Origin of the sequence: Achromobacter sp. ACM04, from assembly GCF_014851465.1 — a bacterium.
GTDB lineage: Bacteria > Pseudomonadota > Gammaproteobacteria > Burkholderiales > Burkholderiaceae_B > Achromobacter > Achromobacter aegrifaciens.
Genome location: NZ_JACUZS010000005.1, coordinates 74860 through 91746 on the forward strand (window position 1 = coordinate 74860; position 16887 = coordinate 91746).

Consider the following 16887-nt stretch of genomic DNA (forward strand, 5'->3'; position numbering starts at 1 on the left):
AATTTGCCATGACCACCCGCATCGACATGAACTGCGACATGGGCGAAAGCTATGGCGCCTGGACCATGGGCAACGACGCCGCGGTGCTGCAGTTCGTCAGCTCCGCCAATATCGCCTGTGGCTTCCATGGCGGCGACCCGGCCACCATGCGCAAGACCGTGGCGGCCGCGCTGGCGCGCGGCGTGGCGCTGGGCGCGCACCCCAGCCTGCAGGATCTGGCCGGATTCGGACGCCGCGTCATCCAGATCAGCCCCGACGAAGCCTACGACATCGTGGTCTACCAGATCGGCGCCTTGGCCGGCGTGGCCGCCTCGCAAGGCGCGCGGCTGCACCATGTGAAAGCGCACGGCGCGCTTTACAACATGGCCGCCAAGGACGAAGGGCTGGCGCGCGCGATCTGCCAGGCCGTCAAGGACGTGGACGCCTCGCTGATCCTGTACGGACTGGCCGGCAGCAAACTGATCGACGCGGCCCGTTCCATCGGCCTGGCCGCCGCCAACGAGGTCTTCGCCGACCGCTCCTACCAGGACGACGGCTCGCTCACGCCGCGCAGCCGCGCCGGCGCGATGATCGAAGACCTGGATCAGGCGGTGGCGCAGGTAGTACGCATGGTGCGCGAAGGCAAGGTGCGTTCGGTGGACGGCAAGGACGTGGCGGTGCAGGCCGACACGCTGTGCATCCATGGCGACCAGCCGAACGCGCTGATCTTCGCCGCCGGCATCCGCAAGGCGCTGGAACAGGCCGGCATAGAAGTCCGCACCCCACCGAGGGAATAGGCGCGGCCGGCTAGGCGCGACTGGCTAGGCGCGGCCGGCGAGGCGCGGCCGGCTCAGGCGCGTGCGTAGCGCGGCTGCGGTTCTTCCGCGTCCTGCAGCGCGGCCTGGCGATACGCCTGCGCCACGCTGGGCAGCACGTCCGCCAGATAGCTGCGCGTCAGATTGGCAGCACGCTCGACGTCGCGGCCGGCCAATGCTTCGATGACGCCGCTGGTGCAGGCCTGGATGCCGGTGAACGGCAGCGCCTGCCTGGCCAACAGGTAGCGCAACGGTTCGATCTGCTCGTAAAGCTTGCTGAGCATGCCCGCAAGCGGGGTATTGCCCGTGCTGCGGGCCGCAGCCAGATAGAACGCGCAGGCCGAGGCAATGGCGGCGCGTCCATCACCCGACGCCAATGCCGCCCCGATGGCGGCGTCATGAAGGCGCAGCTCAGCCAGCAGCGGCGCCTGGTCGGCCGCTTCCGCCGCCTGGCGGATGCAATAGGCCTCGAGTTCGGCGCGCAGTTGGTACAGATGACGGATCTGCGCCTCGGTGTACAGGGTGACCCTGAAACCCTTGCGCTGGATATGGGTGACCAGGCCGCTCAGCTCCAGCAGGCGCAGCGCTTCGCGGATCGGGCTGCGGCTGGTGCCGAAACGCTGCTCCAGCTCCTGTTCGCGCAGCGGCTGGCCGGGACGGATGGTGCCGTCCACGATCAATTCACGAATCTGTTCCTGCAGGAAATACGGAATCGTGGCGGGCGCTTTGACGTCCAATCGGCTCCCCTTGTACTGCGCAATGCATGGTATGAGACTTCGTGAAGATACTAGAAATCTCTTGAAACATAAATAAGAAAATTGTTGCAGAGCGCCCTGCCGCCCTGCTTCAGTCCCAGTCGTCCCGATACACGAACTTCGGCATCTGCCAATTGAAGCGCAGGGCCAGCAGGCGCACCGCCAGGCCCGCGGCCAGCGCGATCGGCACCGCGGCGTTGGCGGACAGGCCCAAGGCCTGCGAGCCCAGGTACAGCCCGCCGGTCACGAAGGACACGCTGGCATAGAGCTCCTTGCGGAACAGCAGCGGCACCTCGTTGCACAGCACATCGCGCAGCACCCCGCCGGCGCAGCCGGTGATCATGCCGCTGATCAGCACCACGGTGATCGGCAGCTGCATCAGCTGCGCCACCTGGCAGCCGATGACCGTGAACGCCACCAGGCCCAGCGCATCGGCCAGCAGGAACAGGCTGCGCAGGCGCCGCATGACGGGCGCGATCAGGGCCGTAAAGATCGCCGCGCCCGCTGTCATCCAGAGATACTCGGGATGGACCACCCAGGTCAGCGGGTAATGCCCCAGCAGCACGTCGCGCAGGGAACCGCCGCCCAGGGCCGTCACGCAGGCAATGATGCAGACGCCCATCCAGTCCATGTCGCGCCTGCCGGCCGAAAGCGCCGCGGTCATCGCTTCCGCCACGATGGCGACAAGATACAGCGTGTGCAGCAAGGCGGGAGACAGATCCGGAAACATGGGCAGGCAGGGAGTTGAACTGGCCCCATTGTATTAAGGCAGCGGGGTAGCGGACGGCCATTGCCTGCGCGCCCGCCATCCCTTACCCTCGACTTTGCGTTGATATCTATCAAGTCCCCTTCCGCGCAGCCGCGCGAGAATGGGGATAAGGCCCGCGAGGGCGGAACGGCTGGAGCGACGCACGCGGGAGTCGGCGGTCCAACCACAACCGGGAGAGAACGTATGACACAGCAAACTGGCCCCATCCTGTTGGCGACCGACCTGAGCGCGCGCGGCGACCGCGCCCTGGACCGCGCGCTGCAGCTGGCCAAGGAACTCAACACCAAGCTCATCGTCCTGCATGTCATGGAATCCCATGCCACGCCGGCTCGCCTGACCACGCCCGTGTGGCGGCGCCTGTCGACGGACCACAAGGCGCTGGCCGAGCGCGAGCTGGCCGAGGACCTGGCCGCCGCCGACGTGGCGACCGAAGTGGTGGTGGTCAGCGGCGATCCGCTGGTCCGCATCATGGAAACCGCCGACAGCTACGGCTGCTCGCTGATCGTCACCGGCACCGCGCGCGATGAAACCCTGGGCCGCCTGCTGCTGGGCACCACGGTCGAAAAGCTGGCCCGCCAGGCACGCCAGCCCGTACTGGTGGTCAAGACCCGTCCGCGCCGGCCCTACCGCGACGTGCTGGTCGCCACGGACTTCTCCGCCGGCTCGCGCCAGGCGCTGCGCGCCGCGCTGCACCTGGTGCCGAACGCGGACCTGACCTTGTTCCACTCCTACGACGTCCCCTTCCAGGGCAAGAACACGCCGGATGACGCCATCACGCGCAGCTTCTACAAGGCGGCCGAGCAGAGCGCCCAGGACTTCATCGCCGAAACGCCCGAACTCGCCCAGGTCGCCGCACCCAAGGTGGTGCTGGAATGCGGCCAGCCGGAAACCGTGCTGTCGGAATACTCCTTCAACCACCGTTCCGATCTGGTCGTGACGGGCACCCATGGCCGCACCGGCATCCTGCGCACCGCCATCGGCAGCGTGGCCGAACGGCTGCTGGAGTCGCTGCCCAGCGACGTGCTGATCGTCAGGTTGCTCGGCGAGGAATAAACCCCGGTCCGGCCATGAAAAAACGGCGCCTCGGCGCCGTTTTTTTTGGACCCGCCGGCTTCAAGCCGGGGCCTGATCGCCCTGCTTCTCCATGGTTTCTATCGTGCCGCGCAGCAGATGCAGCAGCACCAGGCCCGGCAACGCGATGGCCACGGTCAGCAGGAAGAAACCCGGCCAGCCCATGGCTTCCACCAGCGGCGGCGTGAGAGGGCCGGCCAGGTAGGTCCGGCCCACCGCCGACAGCGCCGACAGCAGCGCGAACTGGGTCGCCGAAAACTGCTGGCGGCACAACGCCATAAGCAGGCCAACGAAGGACGCCGTGCCCAGGCCGCCGCACAGGTTCTCGATCCCCACGCCCGCGGCCATCAGCCAGAGGTTCTTGGGACTGACGGCGATCAGCCAGTACGCCAGATTCGACACCGCCTGCAGCAGCCCGAACGCCATCAGCGACCGGTACAGGCCCCAGCGCGACATGAGCGACCCGCCCGCCAGTGCGCCGATGATGGTGGCGGCCAGCCCCAGCACCTTGTTCACCGTACCCACTTCCGTCGGCGTGAAGCCCGCGCCGCGGATCAGGAAGGTGGTGGACAAAGCCCCCGCGAACGCGTCGCCCAGCTTGTACAGCACGATCAGCAGCAACACCGCCAGCGCGCCGCGCCGCGTGAAGAATTCCCGCAAAGGCTCGCCCACGGCCTCGCGCAGCGTACGCGGCGGTCGGGCGACGTGCTCGGGTTCGGGCGCCCAGAAGGTCGCCAACGCGCACAACAGCATCAGCCCGCCCATCAGCACATAGGTATTGCCCCAGCCTATCCACTGGTCCGCCAGGATCAGCGCCAGCCCGCCCGACACGATCATCGCCAGCCGGTAGCCCATGACCTTGATGGCCGCGCCGGCGCCGCGCTCATCCTTGCGCAGCACGTCCGTGCAATAGGCGTCGAAAGCAATGTCCTGCGTGGCCGACAGAAACGCCACCAGCACGGCCAGCAGAGCCAGCGTCTGCAAGGCGGACGAAGGCGACAAGGCGCCCATCGCCATGATGGCCACGGCCAGCAGCAACTGCGTCAGCAGCATCCAGCCGCGCCGCCGCCCCAGCAAGGGCGGCGCATAGCGGTCCACCAAGGGAGCCCACAGGAACTTAAGGGTATAGGCGCTGCCCACCAGGGTCAGGAAACCGATCTGCTGCAGCGGCACGTTTTCCACCGTGGCCCAGGCCTGCAAGGTGCCGCTGGTCAGGGCCAGAGGCAATCCGCTGGCGAATCCCAGGACCAGCAAGGGGGCCACGCGGGGGCTGGTATAGACGTTGGATGCAGCGGTAATGACGGTCTCCTAAAACAACGCGCCAGCGCACCGCTGGCGGCCGCAGGCTTGCGGCATTTTAGGGCCTATGCGCCCGCGCCGCAGGCAGCAGGCGTGTCGGAATGTCAGGGCGACGCGAAGCGGTACACCGCCAGGGTGCTGCGCCAGCTGGGCAGCAGCTTGACCTCGCGTCCTTCGTTGAAGGTGGCGCGTTCCAGGATGGACAGGCGCAATTCGCCGGCCAGCTGCTCGAAGTCGCGCAGCGTGCACAAGTGAATGTTCGGCGTGTTGTACCACTGGTAGGGCATCTGGCCCGTCACCGGCATGCGGCCGCGCAGGATGGCCCAGCCGTGCGGCCAGTAACCGAAGTTGGGAAACGACACCACGCCGTAGCGCGCCACCCGTGCCATTTCGCGCAGGATGTGCTCGGTGCGATGCATCGATTGCAGGGTCTGCGACAGCACCACGGTATCGAACTGCTTGTCGTCGAACAGCGCCAGCCCGTCTTCCAGGTTCTGCTGGATCACTTCAACGCCGCGCCGCACGCAGGCTATGACGCAGTTGTCGTCCAGTTCCACGCCCGCGCCCCGCACCTGCCGGTGGTCGCGCAGATGCGCCAGCAGCGCGCCGTCGCCGCAGCCCAGGTCCAGGACGCGGCTGCCGGGCTCGATCCAGCTGGCGATGCGCGCCAGGTCGGGCCGCAAGACGCTGTGCGCGGGTCGGGGAGTCACGGGAGTCATGCGGAACGTCCTTCGGTCTGGGCGGCAACGCCGAGCCCGAGCTCGCGCGCGATGCGTTCGTAATAGCCGCGAACCACGGCATGGTAGCGCGCGTCTTCCAGCAGGAAGGCGTCGTGGCCGTGCGGCGCGTCGATCTCGGCGTAGGTCACGGGGCTGGCGTTCTTCAGCAACGCCCGCACGATTTCGCGCGAACGTTCCGGCGGGAAGCGCCAGTCGGTCGAGAACGACACCAGCAGGAAATCGGCCTTGGCCGGAGCCAGCGCGCGGGCCAAATCGCCGCCGGTGGTGCGCGCCGGGTCGAAGTAGTCCAGCGCGCGCGTAATCAGCAGATAGGTGTTGGCGTCGAAATAACGGGTGAATTTCTCACCCTGATAGCGCAGGTACGACTCCACCTCGAACTCGACGTCGTAGCCGTAGTGGTACGCGCCGTTCTCGGCCGGCGCGCGCTGGGCGCGGCCGAACTTCTCGGCCATGTCGTCGTCGGACAGGTAGGTGATGTGGCCAAGCATGCGCGCCACCGACAGGCCGCGGCGCGGCACGGTATCCTGCGCGTAGTAGTCGCCGCCGTGGAAATCCGGATCGGTGATGATGGCGCGGCGCGCCACCTCGTTAAAGCCGATGTTCTGCGCCGACAGGCGCGGCGTGCTGGCGATGACCACGCAATTGGCCACGCGGTCGGGCAACGTAATGGCCCAGCTGAGCGCCTGCATGCCGCCCAGCGATCCGCCCATCACGGCGGCGAAACGTTCGATGCCGAAGTGGTCCGCGACCCTGGCCTGCGCCCTTACCCAGTCCTCGACGGTCAGCACCGGAAAAGCGGCGCCCCAGGGCTTGCCGGTTTCCGGATTGATACTGGCCGGGCCGGTCGAGCCGAAGCAGGAGCCCAGGTTGTTGACGCCGATGACGAAGAAGACGTTGGTGTCCACCGCTTTGCCGGGCCCCACCATGTTGTCCCACCACCCCACGTCGCTGGGATTGTCGGCCGCCTGCCCCGCCACGTGGTGCGAAGCGTTCAGCGCGTGGCAGATCAGCACCGCGTTGCTGCGCTGGGCATTGAGAGTGCCGTAGGTTTCGACCGCCAGTTCGTAGGCAGCCAGCGACTGGCCGCTCTGCAAGGACAGGGGCTCATCGAAACGGATGAAGGTGGGGGCAACGAGACCGACCGAACCGGGATCAGCGGAAGCGGAAGTCGTGACGGTTGCGGGTACGAACCCGCTGGCCGAATCACCGGCCAAATTTTGGGCAGGAGTGGTCATACGGACCTCTTTAGCTGGATTTATTGGAAGGCGCCCGCAAGCGGATCAGGCAAATCGGCGCCGAAAAATTTTGTACTGCGGCAGGAATTCTAGCACTGCTGACGCGCGCCGCAACGGCGGGCGGCCCATCCGGCCCGCCTGGCGCGCGCGGCGGCCATTCAGGCGCCAGCCTCCCAGGGCTCCTGGCCCAGGTACTCGTAGCGTTCGGTGTTGACGCGCGAGATGCGCCATTCCACCGCCTGCCGCTTGTAGGAAAACGCCACGCGGCGGATCTCCAGCAAGGGGCTGCCTTCGGCCACGCCCAGCGCCCGCGCCTGCGTGCGTTCGGCCACGCAGGTGCGCAGCCGCTCGTCGGTGGCGATCACATTGACGCCGAATACGTCCTGGTACAGCGCATACAGCGTGCTGGCGCGGTCGCGCAGGTGCGCTTCGGTCATGCCCGGAAAGCATGCTTCCGGCAGGCAGATCTCATCCATCATCACCACGTCGCCATTGAGCGACAACAGGTTGAGGAACTCGAACACCATGGCGCCGGCGGGCAGGTTCAGCTTCTCGCGCGCGATGGCCGAGGCCCGCACGCGGCGAAATCGCAGCAGCTCGGTCGCGGGATAGGACTTGTCGCCGTCCTGCCGCACGATGCGGAAGAACTTGAAGAAATGGTGGTTGCGCGTGTGCACGGCCACAAAGGTGCCGCGGCCCTGATGCCGCACCAGGATGTTCTCCGCAGCCAGTTCGTCGATGGCCTTGCGCAAGGTACCGATGGAGACGCCGAAGCGTTCCGCCAGCAGCTTCTCGGGCGGGATCGCCTCGCCCTGCTTCCATTCGCCCTGCGCCAGCGCGGCCAGCACGGCCTGCTTGACCTGCGCGTACAGAGGACTGCCCAAAGGCACGGTCGAGGACAGGCTGGTGTTCATGGGTGCATCGCAAAAATCAGGAGCCCACAGTGTAGCGGCGGGGACGGAACCTGCTCAAGTCATACAATTCATATATATGATTTAGTTGACACGCATGAAGCGCGGTCCTAAGATTTCCTGGCCGTAGCGATCCGCGCCCTGCCGCCGCACCAGCCGGGCGCCCCCAAGCCCAAGAGAGGAAGAAAAATGATTCACGCCGTATTGCACGATGCCAAGGACACGGTGGCGGTCGCCGTCGTGGAAGGAGTCACCGCCGGAACGGAACTGAACGCCTGGATCATGGATGAAGACAAGATCATCCACGTGCGCGCATCGCAGGACATCCCCATCGGACACAAGGTGGCGATGAAGGACATGGCCGTGGGCGACACCGTCTTCAAGTACGGCGTCGACATCGGCCGCGTGGTGGAGTCCATCAAGGCCGGCCAGCACGCCCATGTGCACAACATCAAGACCAAGCGCTGGTAAGCCCCCCACCCCGCACAGGAATCCGCCATGTCCATCATCACCGCCTCGACCACCTTCCAGGGCTACCGCCGCGACAACGGCCGCGTCGGCGTCCGCAACCACGTCATCGTCCTGCCCGTGGACGATATTTCGAATGCCGCAGCCGAAGCCGTGGCCAACAACATCAAGGGCACGATGGCCCTGCCTCATCCCTATGGCCGACTGCAATTCGGCGAGGACCTGGAGCTGCACTTCCGCACCCTGATCGGCACCGGCTGCAATCCCAACGTCGCCGCAGTGGTGGTAATCGGTATCGAGGAAGGCTGGACCAAGCGCGTGGTGGACGGCATCGCCGCCACCGGCAAGCCGGTCATGGGCTTCAGCATCGAACTGCACGGCGACCACGACACCATCATGCGCGCCTCGCGCTGCGCCAAGGAATTCGTGCACTACGCCACGGCCCTGACGCGCAGCGAATGCCCCATCGCCGACCTGTGGGTGTCGACCAAATGCGGCGAATCCGACACCACCTCCGGCTGTGGCGCCAACCCCACCGTGGGCAACGCTTTCGACAAGCTGTACGCGCTGGGCTCCACGCTGGTCTTCGGTGAAACCTCGGAACTCACCGGCGGCGAACACATCGTGGCCGAGCGCTGCGCCAACGACGCGGTGCGCGAGCGCTTCATGTTCATGTTCAACCGCTACCAGGCCATGATCGACCGCTGGAAGACCAGCGACCTGTCCGAATCCCAGCCCACCAAGGGCAACATCGCGGGCGGACTGACCACCATCGAGGAAAAGGCGCTGGGCAACATCCAGAAGATCGGCAAGCAATGCCGCGTGGACGGCGTGATCGACAAGGCCGAGATCCCGGACGGCCCGGGCCTGTGGTTCATGGACTCGTCCTCCGCCGCGGCCGAAATGGTGACCTTGTGCGCGGCCTCGGGCTACGCCGTGCACTTCTTCCCCACCGGCCAGGGCAACGTCATCGGCAACCCGATACTGCCGGTCATCAAGATCTGCGCCAATCCGCGCACGGTGCGCACCATGTCCGAACACATCGACGTGGACACCAGCGGCCTGCTGCAGCGTGAAATCGACCTGAACCAGGCCGGCGACAAGCTGCTGGAATGCATGCTGGCCACCGCCAACGGCCGCTGGACCGCGGCCGAAGCGCTGGGCCACCGCGAATTCGTCCTGACCCGCATCTTCGAAAGCGCTTAATCGCGCCTGTCGTCCCTGGCAACGGCGCGTCCGCAAGCAGTATTGCGGACGCGCCGTCCTGCCGCCAGCATTTCCCCGCAGCATCGTCTCAGAACCACACCAGCAGACCCGGGCGACATCCGCCACGGCAGCACAGGCGGTTGCATTCCTACCCGGGCGTCCCCCAAGGAGGAAGACAGATGAACAGCGAACACGATCACCATCCCGACGCCGCGCAACGCCGGCGCCTGCTTGCCACCCTGGGCGCCGCCGGCCTCTATGCCCTGGCGCCCTGGCAGCGCGCGCTGGCGCAGAAAGCCTGGCCCGAACGTCCGATCAATTACGTGGTGCCCTTTCCGCCCGGCGGCCTGACCGACGTGGCCGCGCGCCAGGTCGGCAAAGCGCTAAGCGACGCCGAGCGCTGGAACGTGGTGGTGGAAAACAAGCCCGGCGGCAGCGCCAACATCGGCGCCGCCCACGTTTCCCATGCCGCTCCGGACGGCTACACCTGGCTGGCGATCACGCTGTCGCATGCCGCCAACGCGACGCTCTTTGCCGGCAAGGCGGGCTACGACCTGACGCGCGACCTCACGCCGCTGGCCGGCCTGGCTTCCTCGCCCATCATGGTGGTGGTCAACGCCAAGAGCGACATCAAGAGCATGGCCGATCTGGCCAAGGCCGCCCGCTCGAAATCGCTGTCGGCCGGCTCCAGCGGCAACGGCACGCCGCCGCACCTCACCCTGGCGCTGTACCAGAAGCTCACCGGCGTACCGATGATGCACATTCCCTACAAGGGCGGCGCGCCGTCCCTCACCGACCTGATAGGCGGCCACCTGGACGTGGTGTTCTCCAACTATCCGGAATCGCTCTCGCACGTGAAGAACGGCTCGTTGCGGGCGCTGGCCATCACCACCCGCGAACGCAGCGCGGACCTGCCCGACGTGCCCACCGTGAAGGAAGCCGGCCTGCCGGACCTGATCGTCGAGAACTTCACCGGCGTGCTGGCGCCCGCAGGCACGCCGCCGGAGCTGGTGCAGCGCATCGGCGACGCCATCGTGCGCCAGGTCTCGCAGCCCGCCATGAAGCAGGCGCTGCTGCAGCTGGGCTTCGTGCCGCAGCCGCGCGGCCCCGCGGAGTTCGGCGCCTACCTGAAGTCCGAGGTCGACCGCTGGGCCAAGATCATCCGCGACGCCAACATCCAGATCGCCTGAGCACCGTGGAGTCCCAACCGATGCATATCCTCATTTCCGAGTTCATGGACGCGCCCGCGGTCGACGCGCTGCGCCAGCGGTTCAAGGTGCGGTACGAGCCCGAACTGGTGGAGCAGCGCGATGCCTTGCTGGCCGCGGCGGCCGACGCCGACGCCCTCATCGTGCGCAACCGCAGCAAGGTCGACGCCGCCCTGCTGCAGGCGGCCCCGCGGCTGCGGGCCGTGGGCCGCCTGGGCGTAGGGCTGGACAACATCGACCTGGACGGTTGCGCCGCGCGCAACATCGCGGTGATACCGGCCACCGGCGCCAATGCGCGCGCTGTCGCCGAGTACGTCGTGGGCGCCATGCTGATGCTGCTGCGCGGCGCCTACGGGTCGACGGCCGAGGTCGCGGCGGGCGCATGGCCGCGCAACGCGCTCTCGCAGGGGTTGGAGGCGCACAACCGCATGCTGGGCATCGTGGGCTTCGGCGGCATAGGCCGGCTGACCGCAAGCCTGGCGCAAGGACTGGGCATGCGCGTGGCCGGCTGCGACGCCGCGCTGCCGCCAGACCATCCCGCGTGGCGGGAGACCGGCGTCACCGCCCTGCCGCTGGACGAGCTGCTGGCCCAGGCCGATGCCATCACCCTGCACCTGCCGCTCACGCCCGGCACGCGGCGGCTGATGGACGCCGGCCGCATCGCGCGCATGCGGCCCGGCGCCGTGTTGATCAACACCTCGCGCGGCGGCATCGTGGACGAGGCCGCGCTGGCGGATGCCCTGCGCACGGGCCATCTGCGCGGCGCGGCGCTGGACGTGTTCGAACAGGAACCCCTGCCCGCCGGCAGCCCGCTGGCGGGCGCGCCCAACCTGATCCTGACGCCGCATATCGCCGGGCTGACGCAGGAAGCCAACACCCGGGTTTCCGACATGGTGGCCGCCGGGGTGACAATGGCGCTTACCGGCGGCGACCGATGAAGCCACACGGCCCGGCGCGCGCCCTTGAAGAGAAGGATATGGCTCACATCTATCTGGACGAACTGCAACTCCTGGCCGCGGCCGGCCTGGCCGCCGCTGGCGCCAACCCGGCCATGGCCGACAGCACGGCGCGTGCGCTGGTCTTCGCCGAAAGCCAGGGACTCAGCTCCCACGGCCTGTCGCGCGTGCCTTTCTATGCCGGACACCTGCGCGCCGGCCGCGCCATCGGTACGGCGGTGCCGCGCATCGTGCATGAGCGCGGCGGCGCCGCGCTGATCGATGCCGGGTCCGGCCTGGCCTTTCCCGCCTGCGCCATGGCGATCGAACAGGCCGGCCTGCGCGCCCGCGAGCATGGCGTAGCCTTCATCGGCGTGGCCAACAGCCACCACTTCGGCGAAGCCGGCTACCACCTGGAAGCCCTGGCCGACCTCGGGCTGGTGGGACTGGCGCTGAGCAACTCGCCCGCCGCCATGCCCGCCTGGGGCGGCAAGCGTCCGTTATTCGGCACCAACCCCATCGCCGCGGTCTTTCCGCGACGCGGCGGCGCGCGCCTGGTGATCGATCTGTCGCTGTCTCAGGTCGCGCGCGGCAAGCTCATGATCGCGGCCCGCGACAACCAGCCCATCCCCCTGGGCTGGGCGCTGGACGCCGACGGCCAGCCGACCACCGATCCCAAGGCCGGCCTGGCGGGCAGCATGCTGCCCGCGGGCGGCGTCAAGGGCGCGATGCTGGCGCTGATCATCGAACTGCTGGCTTGCGCGCTGACCGGCTCGCACTTCGGTTTCGAGACCGAGTCCTTCTTTGTCGACGAAGGCGGCCCGGCGCGGCTGGGCCAGGCCTTCATGGCGATCGACCCCGGCGCCCTGGCGGGCAACAACGCCTATCTGGATCGCGTCGAGGTCCTGGTCGACGCCATGCTGGAAGATGAAGGCGTGCGCCTGCCGGGTGATCGCCGCCGCAAGCTGCGCGACGAAGCGCTCAAGCATGGCGTGGAGATTCCCGATGCGTTGATGGCGCAATTGCGCGCGATGTCGGGCGCGGGGTAGGTCAAACCCCGCGGCTGAACCAAAGTATCACCGGGGCCAGCAACAGGAACGCCACGGTCGACACCAGCACCGCGCCAGCCGCGGTATCGCCCTGCGTCGTGTAGCGCTTGACGTACATGTAGCTCACCACGGCGCAGGGCATGGCCATCTGCAGGCTCAGCGCCCCGGCCAGCACCGGTTCCAGATCCAGCGCCCACACCACCGCCAGCCCCGCGCCCAGGCCCACGGCCAGGCGGATGGCGGCGACCTTGGCGCCGTCGCGCAAGCCGTTGGACGGAATCAAGGCCAGCGCGTGACCCAGGCTCAGCAGCATCAGCGGCACGGTTACCGCGCCCAGCATGCGCGAGGTCTCGATCAGCCATGCGGGCACCGGCACGTGCATGAGACGCAGGGCCACGGCGACCAGCGAAGCCAGCAAAATCGGACTCTTCCAGCTGCCCTTGGTGTTGACGCCCGGCAACAGGCGCACCGCGATGGTGTGCATGACAAAGGAACTGACCGCGAAGAACGCGACCGCCACCGACAGGCCCGCGTCGCCAAAGGCCATCTGCGAAATCGGCAGCCCGAGGTTTCCGGCGTTGGGCAGGAAGGCCGTGGGCAGCAGCGTACGCACGGGCAGCTTCCATGCCTTCAGCAACAACGCGCACACCAGGGCGCACAGCAGCAGCGCCAGCAGGGTCGCCACCGCCACGTCGGCCAACGCGCGGTCGTCCAGGTGGGTGGTGACGAAAGTGTGGAACACCAGGGCCGGCGTGGTCACCGACGTCACCAGCATGGTGATGAAGGAACCGCCGAACGGCAGGTCCCGCTTGCCCCAATACACCCCTATGCCCGCGCAAAAGAGCAAAGGCAGCATCAGCACGATCGATGAAAAATAGAACTGCACGACGGCAGACATGCGCTTATTCCGTTAGAGATAAGAGGTTTGATGCATGAAGGCATCATCGCTTGCCGGGCAACGCGCCCGGGCGGCAGCATGGAGCAACTCGTCAATCGCCAGGCTTCTGCCCCCAACCGCCATGTCAGCCACCGCACATTCCGCCACGCCCCCGCATCTGGCCACACACGTGGCCACAAACCCGGCCGCGAATCCCACCTTGAACGCCGCGTCTGGTCCGGCCCGGCCCATCAAACCCCTGTCGGAACGCCAGGCCAGCTGCCTGCACTGGGCCGCCATGGGCAAGACCAGCTGGGAAACCGCCCGCATCCTGGGCGTCAGCGAAAGCACGGTGAATTTCCATCTGTGCAACGCCTGCGAAAAGCTCGGCGTGCGCGGCCGCCGCGCCGCAGTGGTCGCGGCATTGAGACTGGGCCTGATCGCGCCCGTCACGGCTTGATGACAACGGAACGCAGGAACTCATGCGCCCGCTCGGCCGGCAGGCTTTCCACGGTGCCGGCTGCCACGGCCTCGATCAACATGGTGTCGGTCACCCAGACCCTGGCGCGCAGCCAGCCCGGCTTGCCCATGGCCTTGCCCTGGACCTCGATGTCCTGCCCGTAGGCAGGCCATTCATTGGGCGGCGGCGATTGCATGTTGGCGTAGAGCGAATGCATCAGCGCCATGCCCAGCGCCTGCTTGGCGGCCGGATCCTTCGCGATGTCGGGTGGCAGCGGCGCCGATCCCACGGCGAAGACCGCCTCGCCCACGGTGGCGCTGGCCAGGGTAAAACGCAAGGTATGGGTATCCAGCTTCAGGTCGCGGGTGTCGGTCGTGACCCGGTCCGGAAACGCGGCGCGCGCGTGGCCGTCGGCCACGTCGACTTCGCGCCAGTTGTAACTGGGCGAGCAGGCCGTGATCAGCAGGGCCAGCGCGACAATTGCGCCGGCTTTCTTGAACATGAAACGAAACAGCGATGAAATCGTCATTACCCGAGGACCTGGACTGTCTATTCATTTCGAGGAAGCCAGAAATTGTCGCCGATTTCGATGACCCCCGCGCCCGACGGCACGCCACTGGCCAACTATGTGTGGCCAGCCGCGCCCAACGTGCCCCCGCCGATCGCCGGCCTGGGCACCCCCAGTATCTACCTGCTGCACGGACTTAGCGAGCATGCCGGGCGCTATGACCGCCTGGCGCGCTGGCTGACCGCGCGCGGCTGGACGGTGGGCGCCCATGACCACCGCGGCCATGGCCGCTCCGGCGGGCGGCCCGCCACCCTGAACCATGAGGACGATCTGGTCGTCGATGCGGTCGACCGCCTGCGGGCCTGGACCGCGGCCCATGGACGCCCGCCCATCCTGCTGGGCCACAGCCTGGGCGCGCTGGTCGCGGTGCGGATCGCCCTGCGCCGCCTGGCCGAGATCGACGGCCTGGTGCTCAGTTCGCCGCCGTTCGTGGTGCACGTGCCGCCGTGGGTGCGGCGCACCCTGACCTGGATGTCGCTGCATGCGCCCGACCTGCGCGTGCCCCACGGCCTGGCGCCCGCCCGCATTTCCCACGACCCGGCCGTGGTCAAGGCCTACCGCAGCGATCCGCTGGTGCGGCGCCAAATGACAGGACGCCTGGCGCGCTTCGTGGACGAAGGCGGCCGCGAGTCCCTGCGTGAAGCCCCGCTGCTGGCCTGCCGCACCCTGCTGATGGTGGCGGGCGACGATTCCATCGTCGCTGCCGAAGGCAGCCGCCAGTTCGCCCAGCGCGCACCCGCCGAACTGCTGACGCTGCGCTGGTACGACACCGCCTGGCACGAGATTTTCAATGAAACCGCCCCCATCGCCGATCCGGTCTACGCAGACCTGGACGAGTGGCTGGCGCGCACCGCTCAGGCATTGTCCCTGTCCCCAGTATTGACTCCCTCGGCACAGGAGGCCGGCACCCCGTAAAATCCGGCGACAGACCCAAACGAGAAGAACCCGTGACTGATACTGCCGCCAACCGCCTCTCCCGCCTGGAGGCCAACCGATCGCTGCTGACCCAGACCCTGCGGGGCATCGAAAAGGAAGGCCTGCGCGTGGACGAACAGGGTGTCCTGTCCCGCAAGCCGCACCCCGCCGGCCTGGGATCGGCGCTGACCAACGAACACGTCACCACCGACTACTCCGAATCCCTGCTTGAACTCATCACAGGCACGCACAAGGACGTCGACGCGCTGCTGGCCGAACTGACCAACACCCATCGCCACGTCTACAGCGTGCTGGACCATGAACTGATCTGGAATCAGTCCATGCCCGCCACGCTGCCGCCCGAAGCCGACATCCCCATCGCCTGGTACGGCAAGTCCAACACCGGCATGCTCAAGCACGTGTACCGCCGCGGCCTGGCCGTGCGCTACGGCAAGACCATGCAATGCATCGCCGGCGTGCACTACAACTTCTCGCTGGCCGAAGACCTGTGGTCCGTGCTGGACACGCAGCCGGGTAGCCCCCAGGACCGCCGTTCGCGCGGCTACATCGGCCTGATCCGCAATTTCACGCGCTATTCCTGGCTGCTGATGTACCTGTTCGGCGCCGCCCCGGCCTTGTCCAGCGACTTCCTGCGCGGGCGCGAACATCCGCTGAAAAAGCTGGATGACAGCACGCTGTACCTGCCCTACGCCACCAGCCTGCGCATGAGCGACCTGGGTTACCAGAACAAGGCGCAGTCGCAGCTCAAGCTCTGCTACAACGACCTGGACACGTTCCTGGGCCGCTTGTACGACGCCGTCAGCCAGCCCTGGCCCGACTACCAGAAGATCGGCACGCACCGCGACGGCGAATGGATCCAGCTCAACACCAACGTGCTGCAGATCGAAAACGAGTACTACTCCAGCATCCGCCCCAAGCGCGCCACCGGCCGCTGCGAACGCCCGATCACGGCGCTGGCAGAACGCGGCGTGCAGTACGTTGAAGTGCGCTGCCTGGATATCGACCCGAACTCGCCGGTCGGCATCGACGCCAGCACCAGCCGCTTCGTCGATGCCTTCCTGCTGTTCTGCACCGCGTCCGACAGCCCCTTCTTCCCCGCCAATGGCTACTGTCAGCGCAGCGCCGACAACTTCTCGACCGTGGTCAAGGAAGGTCGCAAGCCCGGCCTCATGCTGGATCGCGAAGGCCAGCCCATCGGGCTGGCGCAATGGGGCCACGAACTGCTGGACCAGATCGCGCCCTACGCCGCGCTGTTCGACTCGGCCATGGGCGGCAGCGCCTATGCCGAGGCCCTGGCGGCCCAGCGCGCCAAGCTCGATCAGCCCGACTCCACGCCGTCGGCGCGCCTGCTGGCTTCGCTGACCGACAGCGGCCTGTCGTTCCATGACTATTCGCTGGACCTCAGCCGCAAGCATGCCGACGCGCTGCGCGCCCAGGCCTTGCCCGCCGACCTGGCGGCAGCCTATGAACAGGCCGCCGCGCAGTCCACGGCGGAACAGCTGCGCCTGGAGCAATCGGACACCGAGGATTTCGATACCTATGTGGCCCGCTACCACGCCGCGCTGAAGGCCCCGCGCAAATAAGGCGTATCGTTAGGGTTTTGATC

At 67.3% G+C, this 16887-nt stretch carries 18 protein-coding genes and 1 riboswitch; of the genes, 10 read left to right on the plus strand and 8 right to left on the minus strand.

All coding sequences use genetic code 11. The features are described 5' to 3' along the window. Nucleotides 1-8: 8 nt before the first annotated feature. Nucleotides 9-776 carry a LamB/YcsF family protein gene (locus IB259_RS25670; protein ID WP_192330451.1) on the plus strand — a complete coding sequence of 256 codons (768 nt, stop codon included), beginning with the start codon at nucleotides 9-11 and terminating at the stop codon, nucleotides 774-776. A gap of 53 nt (nucleotides 777-829) precedes the next feature. On the opposite strand, the gene IB259_RS25675 is transcribed toward IB259_RS25670, so the two are convergent. After that, nucleotides 830-1531 (minus strand): GntR family transcriptional regulator, encoded by a 702-nt coding sequence (locus tag IB259_RS25675; RefSeq protein ID WP_054455016.1) that lies wholly within the window; start codon nucleotides 1529-1531, stop codon nucleotides 830-832. Between the two features lie 109 nt (nucleotides 1532-1640). After that, the gene (locus tag IB259_RS25680) at nucleotides 1641-2279 is read right to left on the minus strand and encodes a trimeric intracellular cation channel family protein (RefSeq protein WP_054455018.1); all 639 of its coding nucleotides are present in this window, start codon (nucleotides 2277-2279) and stop codon (nucleotides 1641-1643) included. A gap of 222 nt (nucleotides 2280-2501) precedes the next feature. Here IB259_RS25680 and IB259_RS25685 point away from each other — a divergent pair, with 222 nt between their 5' ends. Next, the gene (locus tag IB259_RS25685; protein ID WP_054455020.1) at nucleotides 2502-3371 is read left to right on the plus strand and encodes a universal stress protein; all 870 of its coding nucleotides are present in this window, start codon (nucleotides 2502-2504) and stop codon (nucleotides 3369-3371) included. Between the two features lie 60 nt (nucleotides 3372-3431). Here the strand turns inward: IB259_RS25685 and IB259_RS25690 are convergent, their stop codons facing one another. The 4 genes from IB259_RS25690 to IB259_RS25705 form a co-directional block, all read right to left on the minus strand. After that, complete coding sequence (locus IB259_RS25690; RefSeq protein ID WP_119452172.1) at nucleotides 3432-4688, minus strand: muropeptide transporter; 1257 nt, start codon at nucleotides 4686-4688, stop codon at nucleotides 3432-3434. A gap of 104 nt (nucleotides 4689-4792) precedes the next feature. After that, nucleotides 4793-5407, minus strand: coding sequence for a methionine biosynthesis protein MetW (gene metW / locus IB259_RS25695; RefSeq protein ID WP_054455023.1), 615 nt, complete (start codon nucleotides 5405-5407; stop codon nucleotides 4793-4795). After that, nucleotides 5404-6663: a homoserine O-acetyltransferase gene (locus IB259_RS25700; protein WP_181953334.1), complete on the minus strand. Its 1260-nt coding sequence runs from the start codon at nucleotides 6661-6663 to the stop codon at nucleotides 5404-5406. The genes metW and IB259_RS25700 overlap by 4 nt, the downstream gene beginning before the upstream one ends. Next, nucleotides 6653-6734: riboswitch (SAM riboswitch) on the minus strand. (Overlaps the previous gene by 11 nt.) Nucleotides 6735-6821: 87 nt before the next feature. Then, nucleotides 6822-7577, minus strand: a complete 756-nt coding sequence (locus tag IB259_RS25705; protein ID WP_054455025.1) for a GntR family transcriptional regulator — start codon at nucleotides 7575-7577, stop codon at nucleotides 6822-6824. 186 nt (nucleotides 7578-7763) lie between these two features. Here IB259_RS25705 and IB259_RS25710 point away from each other — a divergent pair, with 186 nt between their 5' ends. The 5 genes from IB259_RS25710 (at nucleotide 7764) to IB259_RS25730 (ending at nucleotide 12440) form a co-directional block, all read left to right on the plus strand. Then, on the plus strand, nucleotides 7764-8045 hold the full coding sequence (locus tag IB259_RS25710) for a UxaA family hydrolase (RefSeq protein ID WP_192330454.1): 282 nt from the start codon (nucleotides 7764-7766) through the stop codon (nucleotides 8043-8045). A gap of 27 nt (nucleotides 8046-8072) precedes the next feature. Further along, complete coding sequence (locus IB259_RS25715) at nucleotides 8073-9248, plus strand: UxaA family hydrolase (RefSeq protein WP_054455027.1); 1176 nt, start codon at nucleotides 8073-8075, stop codon at nucleotides 9246-9248. Between the two features lie 179 nt (nucleotides 9249-9427). After that, a complete protein-coding gene (locus IB259_RS25720) occupies nucleotides 9428-10438 on the plus strand; it encodes a tripartite tricarboxylate transporter substrate binding protein (protein WP_192330457.1) in 1011 nt (336 codons plus the stop codon). 20 nt (nucleotides 10439-10458) lie between these two features. Further along, the gene (locus IB259_RS25725; RefSeq protein WP_054455031.1) at nucleotides 10459-11394 is read left to right on the plus strand and encodes a hydroxyacid dehydrogenase; all 936 of its coding nucleotides are present in this window, start codon (nucleotides 10459-10461) and stop codon (nucleotides 11392-11394) included. A gap of 38 nt (nucleotides 11395-11432) precedes the next feature. Continuing rightward, nucleotides 11433-12440 (plus strand): Ldh family oxidoreductase, encoded by a 1008-nt coding sequence (locus tag IB259_RS25730; RefSeq protein WP_054455033.1) that lies wholly within the window; start codon nucleotides 11433-11435, stop codon nucleotides 12438-12440. 1 nt (nucleotide 12441) lies between these two features. Here the strand turns inward: IB259_RS25730 and IB259_RS25735 are convergent, their stop codons facing one another. Then, complete coding sequence (locus tag IB259_RS25735) at nucleotides 12442-13338, minus strand: AEC family transporter (RefSeq protein ID WP_054455035.1); 897 nt, start codon at nucleotides 13336-13338, stop codon at nucleotides 12442-12444. A 199-nt stretch (nucleotides 13339-13537) separates the two neighbouring features. Here IB259_RS25735 and IB259_RS25740 point away from each other — a divergent pair, with 199 nt between their 5' ends. Beyond that, nucleotides 13538-13777: a helix-turn-helix transcriptional regulator gene (locus tag IB259_RS25740; protein WP_082401106.1), complete on the plus strand. Its 240-nt coding sequence runs from the start codon at nucleotides 13538-13540 to the stop codon at nucleotides 13775-13777. Here IB259_RS25740 and IB259_RS25745 read toward each other — a convergent pair. Next, a complete protein-coding gene (locus IB259_RS25745; RefSeq protein WP_054455039.1) occupies nucleotides 13767-14306 on the minus strand; it encodes a hypothetical protein in 540 nt (179 codons plus the stop codon). The genes IB259_RS25740 and IB259_RS25745 overlap by 11 nt on opposite strands. Nucleotides 14307-14366: 60 nt before the next feature. Here IB259_RS25745 and IB259_RS25750 point away from each other — a divergent pair, with 60 nt between their 5' ends. Both IB259_RS25750 and gshA read left to right on the plus strand, forming a co-directional pair. Then, nucleotides 14367-15260 carry an alpha/beta hydrolase gene (locus IB259_RS25750; RefSeq protein WP_054455043.1) on the plus strand — a complete coding sequence of 298 codons (894 nt, stop codon included), beginning with the start codon at nucleotides 14367-14369 and terminating at the stop codon, nucleotides 15258-15260. Between the two features lie 32 nt (nucleotides 15261-15292). Continuing rightward, nucleotides 15293-16864 carry a glutamate--cysteine ligase gene (gene gshA / locus IB259_RS25755; protein WP_054455045.1) on the plus strand — a complete coding sequence of 524 codons (1572 nt, stop codon included), beginning with the start codon at nucleotides 15293-15295 and terminating at the stop codon, nucleotides 16862-16864. The last annotated feature ends 23 nt before the right edge of the window (nucleotides 16865-16887 follow it).

Coding starts and splice junctions, on each gene's coding strand:
- IB259_RS25670 (WP_192330451.1), top strand. CDS start 9: ATGACCACCCGCATCGACATGAACTGCGACATGGGCGAAAGCTATGGC.
- IB259_RS25680 (WP_054455018.1), bottom strand. CDS start 2,279: ATGTTTCCGGATCTGTCTCCCGCCTTGCTGCACACGCTGTATCTTGTC.
- IB259_RS25685 (WP_054455020.1), top strand. CDS start 2,502: ATGACACAGCAAACTGGCCCCATCCTGTTGGCGACCGACCTGAGCGCG.
- metW (WP_054455023.1), bottom strand. CDS start 5,407: ATGACTCCCGTGACTCCCCGACCCGCGCACAGCGTCTTGCGGCCCGAC.
- IB259_RS25700 (WP_181953334.1), bottom strand. CDS start 6,663: ATGACCACTCCTGCCCAAAATTTGGCCGGTGATTCGGCCAGCGGGTTC.
- IB259_RS25705 (WP_054455025.1), bottom strand. CDS start 7,577: ATGAACACCAGCCTGTCCTCGACCGTGCCTTTGGGCAGTCCTCTGTAC.
- IB259_RS25710 (WP_192330454.1), top strand. CDS start 7,764: ATGATTCACGCCGTATTGCACGATGCCAAGGACACGGTGGCGGTCGCC.
- IB259_RS25715 (WP_054455027.1), top strand. CDS start 8,073: ATGTCCATCATCACCGCCTCGACCACCTTCCAGGGCTACCGCCGCGAC.
- IB259_RS25720 (WP_192330457.1), top strand. CDS start 9,428: ATGAACAGCGAACACGATCACCATCCCGACGCCGCGCAACGCCGGCGC.
- IB259_RS25725 (WP_054455031.1), top strand. CDS start 10,459: ATGCATATCCTCATTTCCGAGTTCATGGACGCGCCCGCGGTCGACGCG.
- IB259_RS25730 (WP_054455033.1), top strand. CDS start 11,433: ATGGCTCACATCTATCTGGACGAACTGCAACTCCTGGCCGCGGCCGGC.
- IB259_RS25735 (WP_054455035.1), bottom strand. CDS start 13,338: ATGTCTGCCGTCGTGCAGTTCTATTTTTCATCGATCGTGCTGATGCTG.
- IB259_RS25745 (WP_054455039.1), bottom strand. CDS start 14,306: ATGACGATTTCATCGCTGTTTCGTTTCATGTTCAAGAAAGCCGGCGCA.
- IB259_RS25750 (WP_054455043.1), top strand. CDS start 14,367: ATGACCCCCGCGCCCGACGGCACGCCACTGGCCAACTATGTGTGGCCA.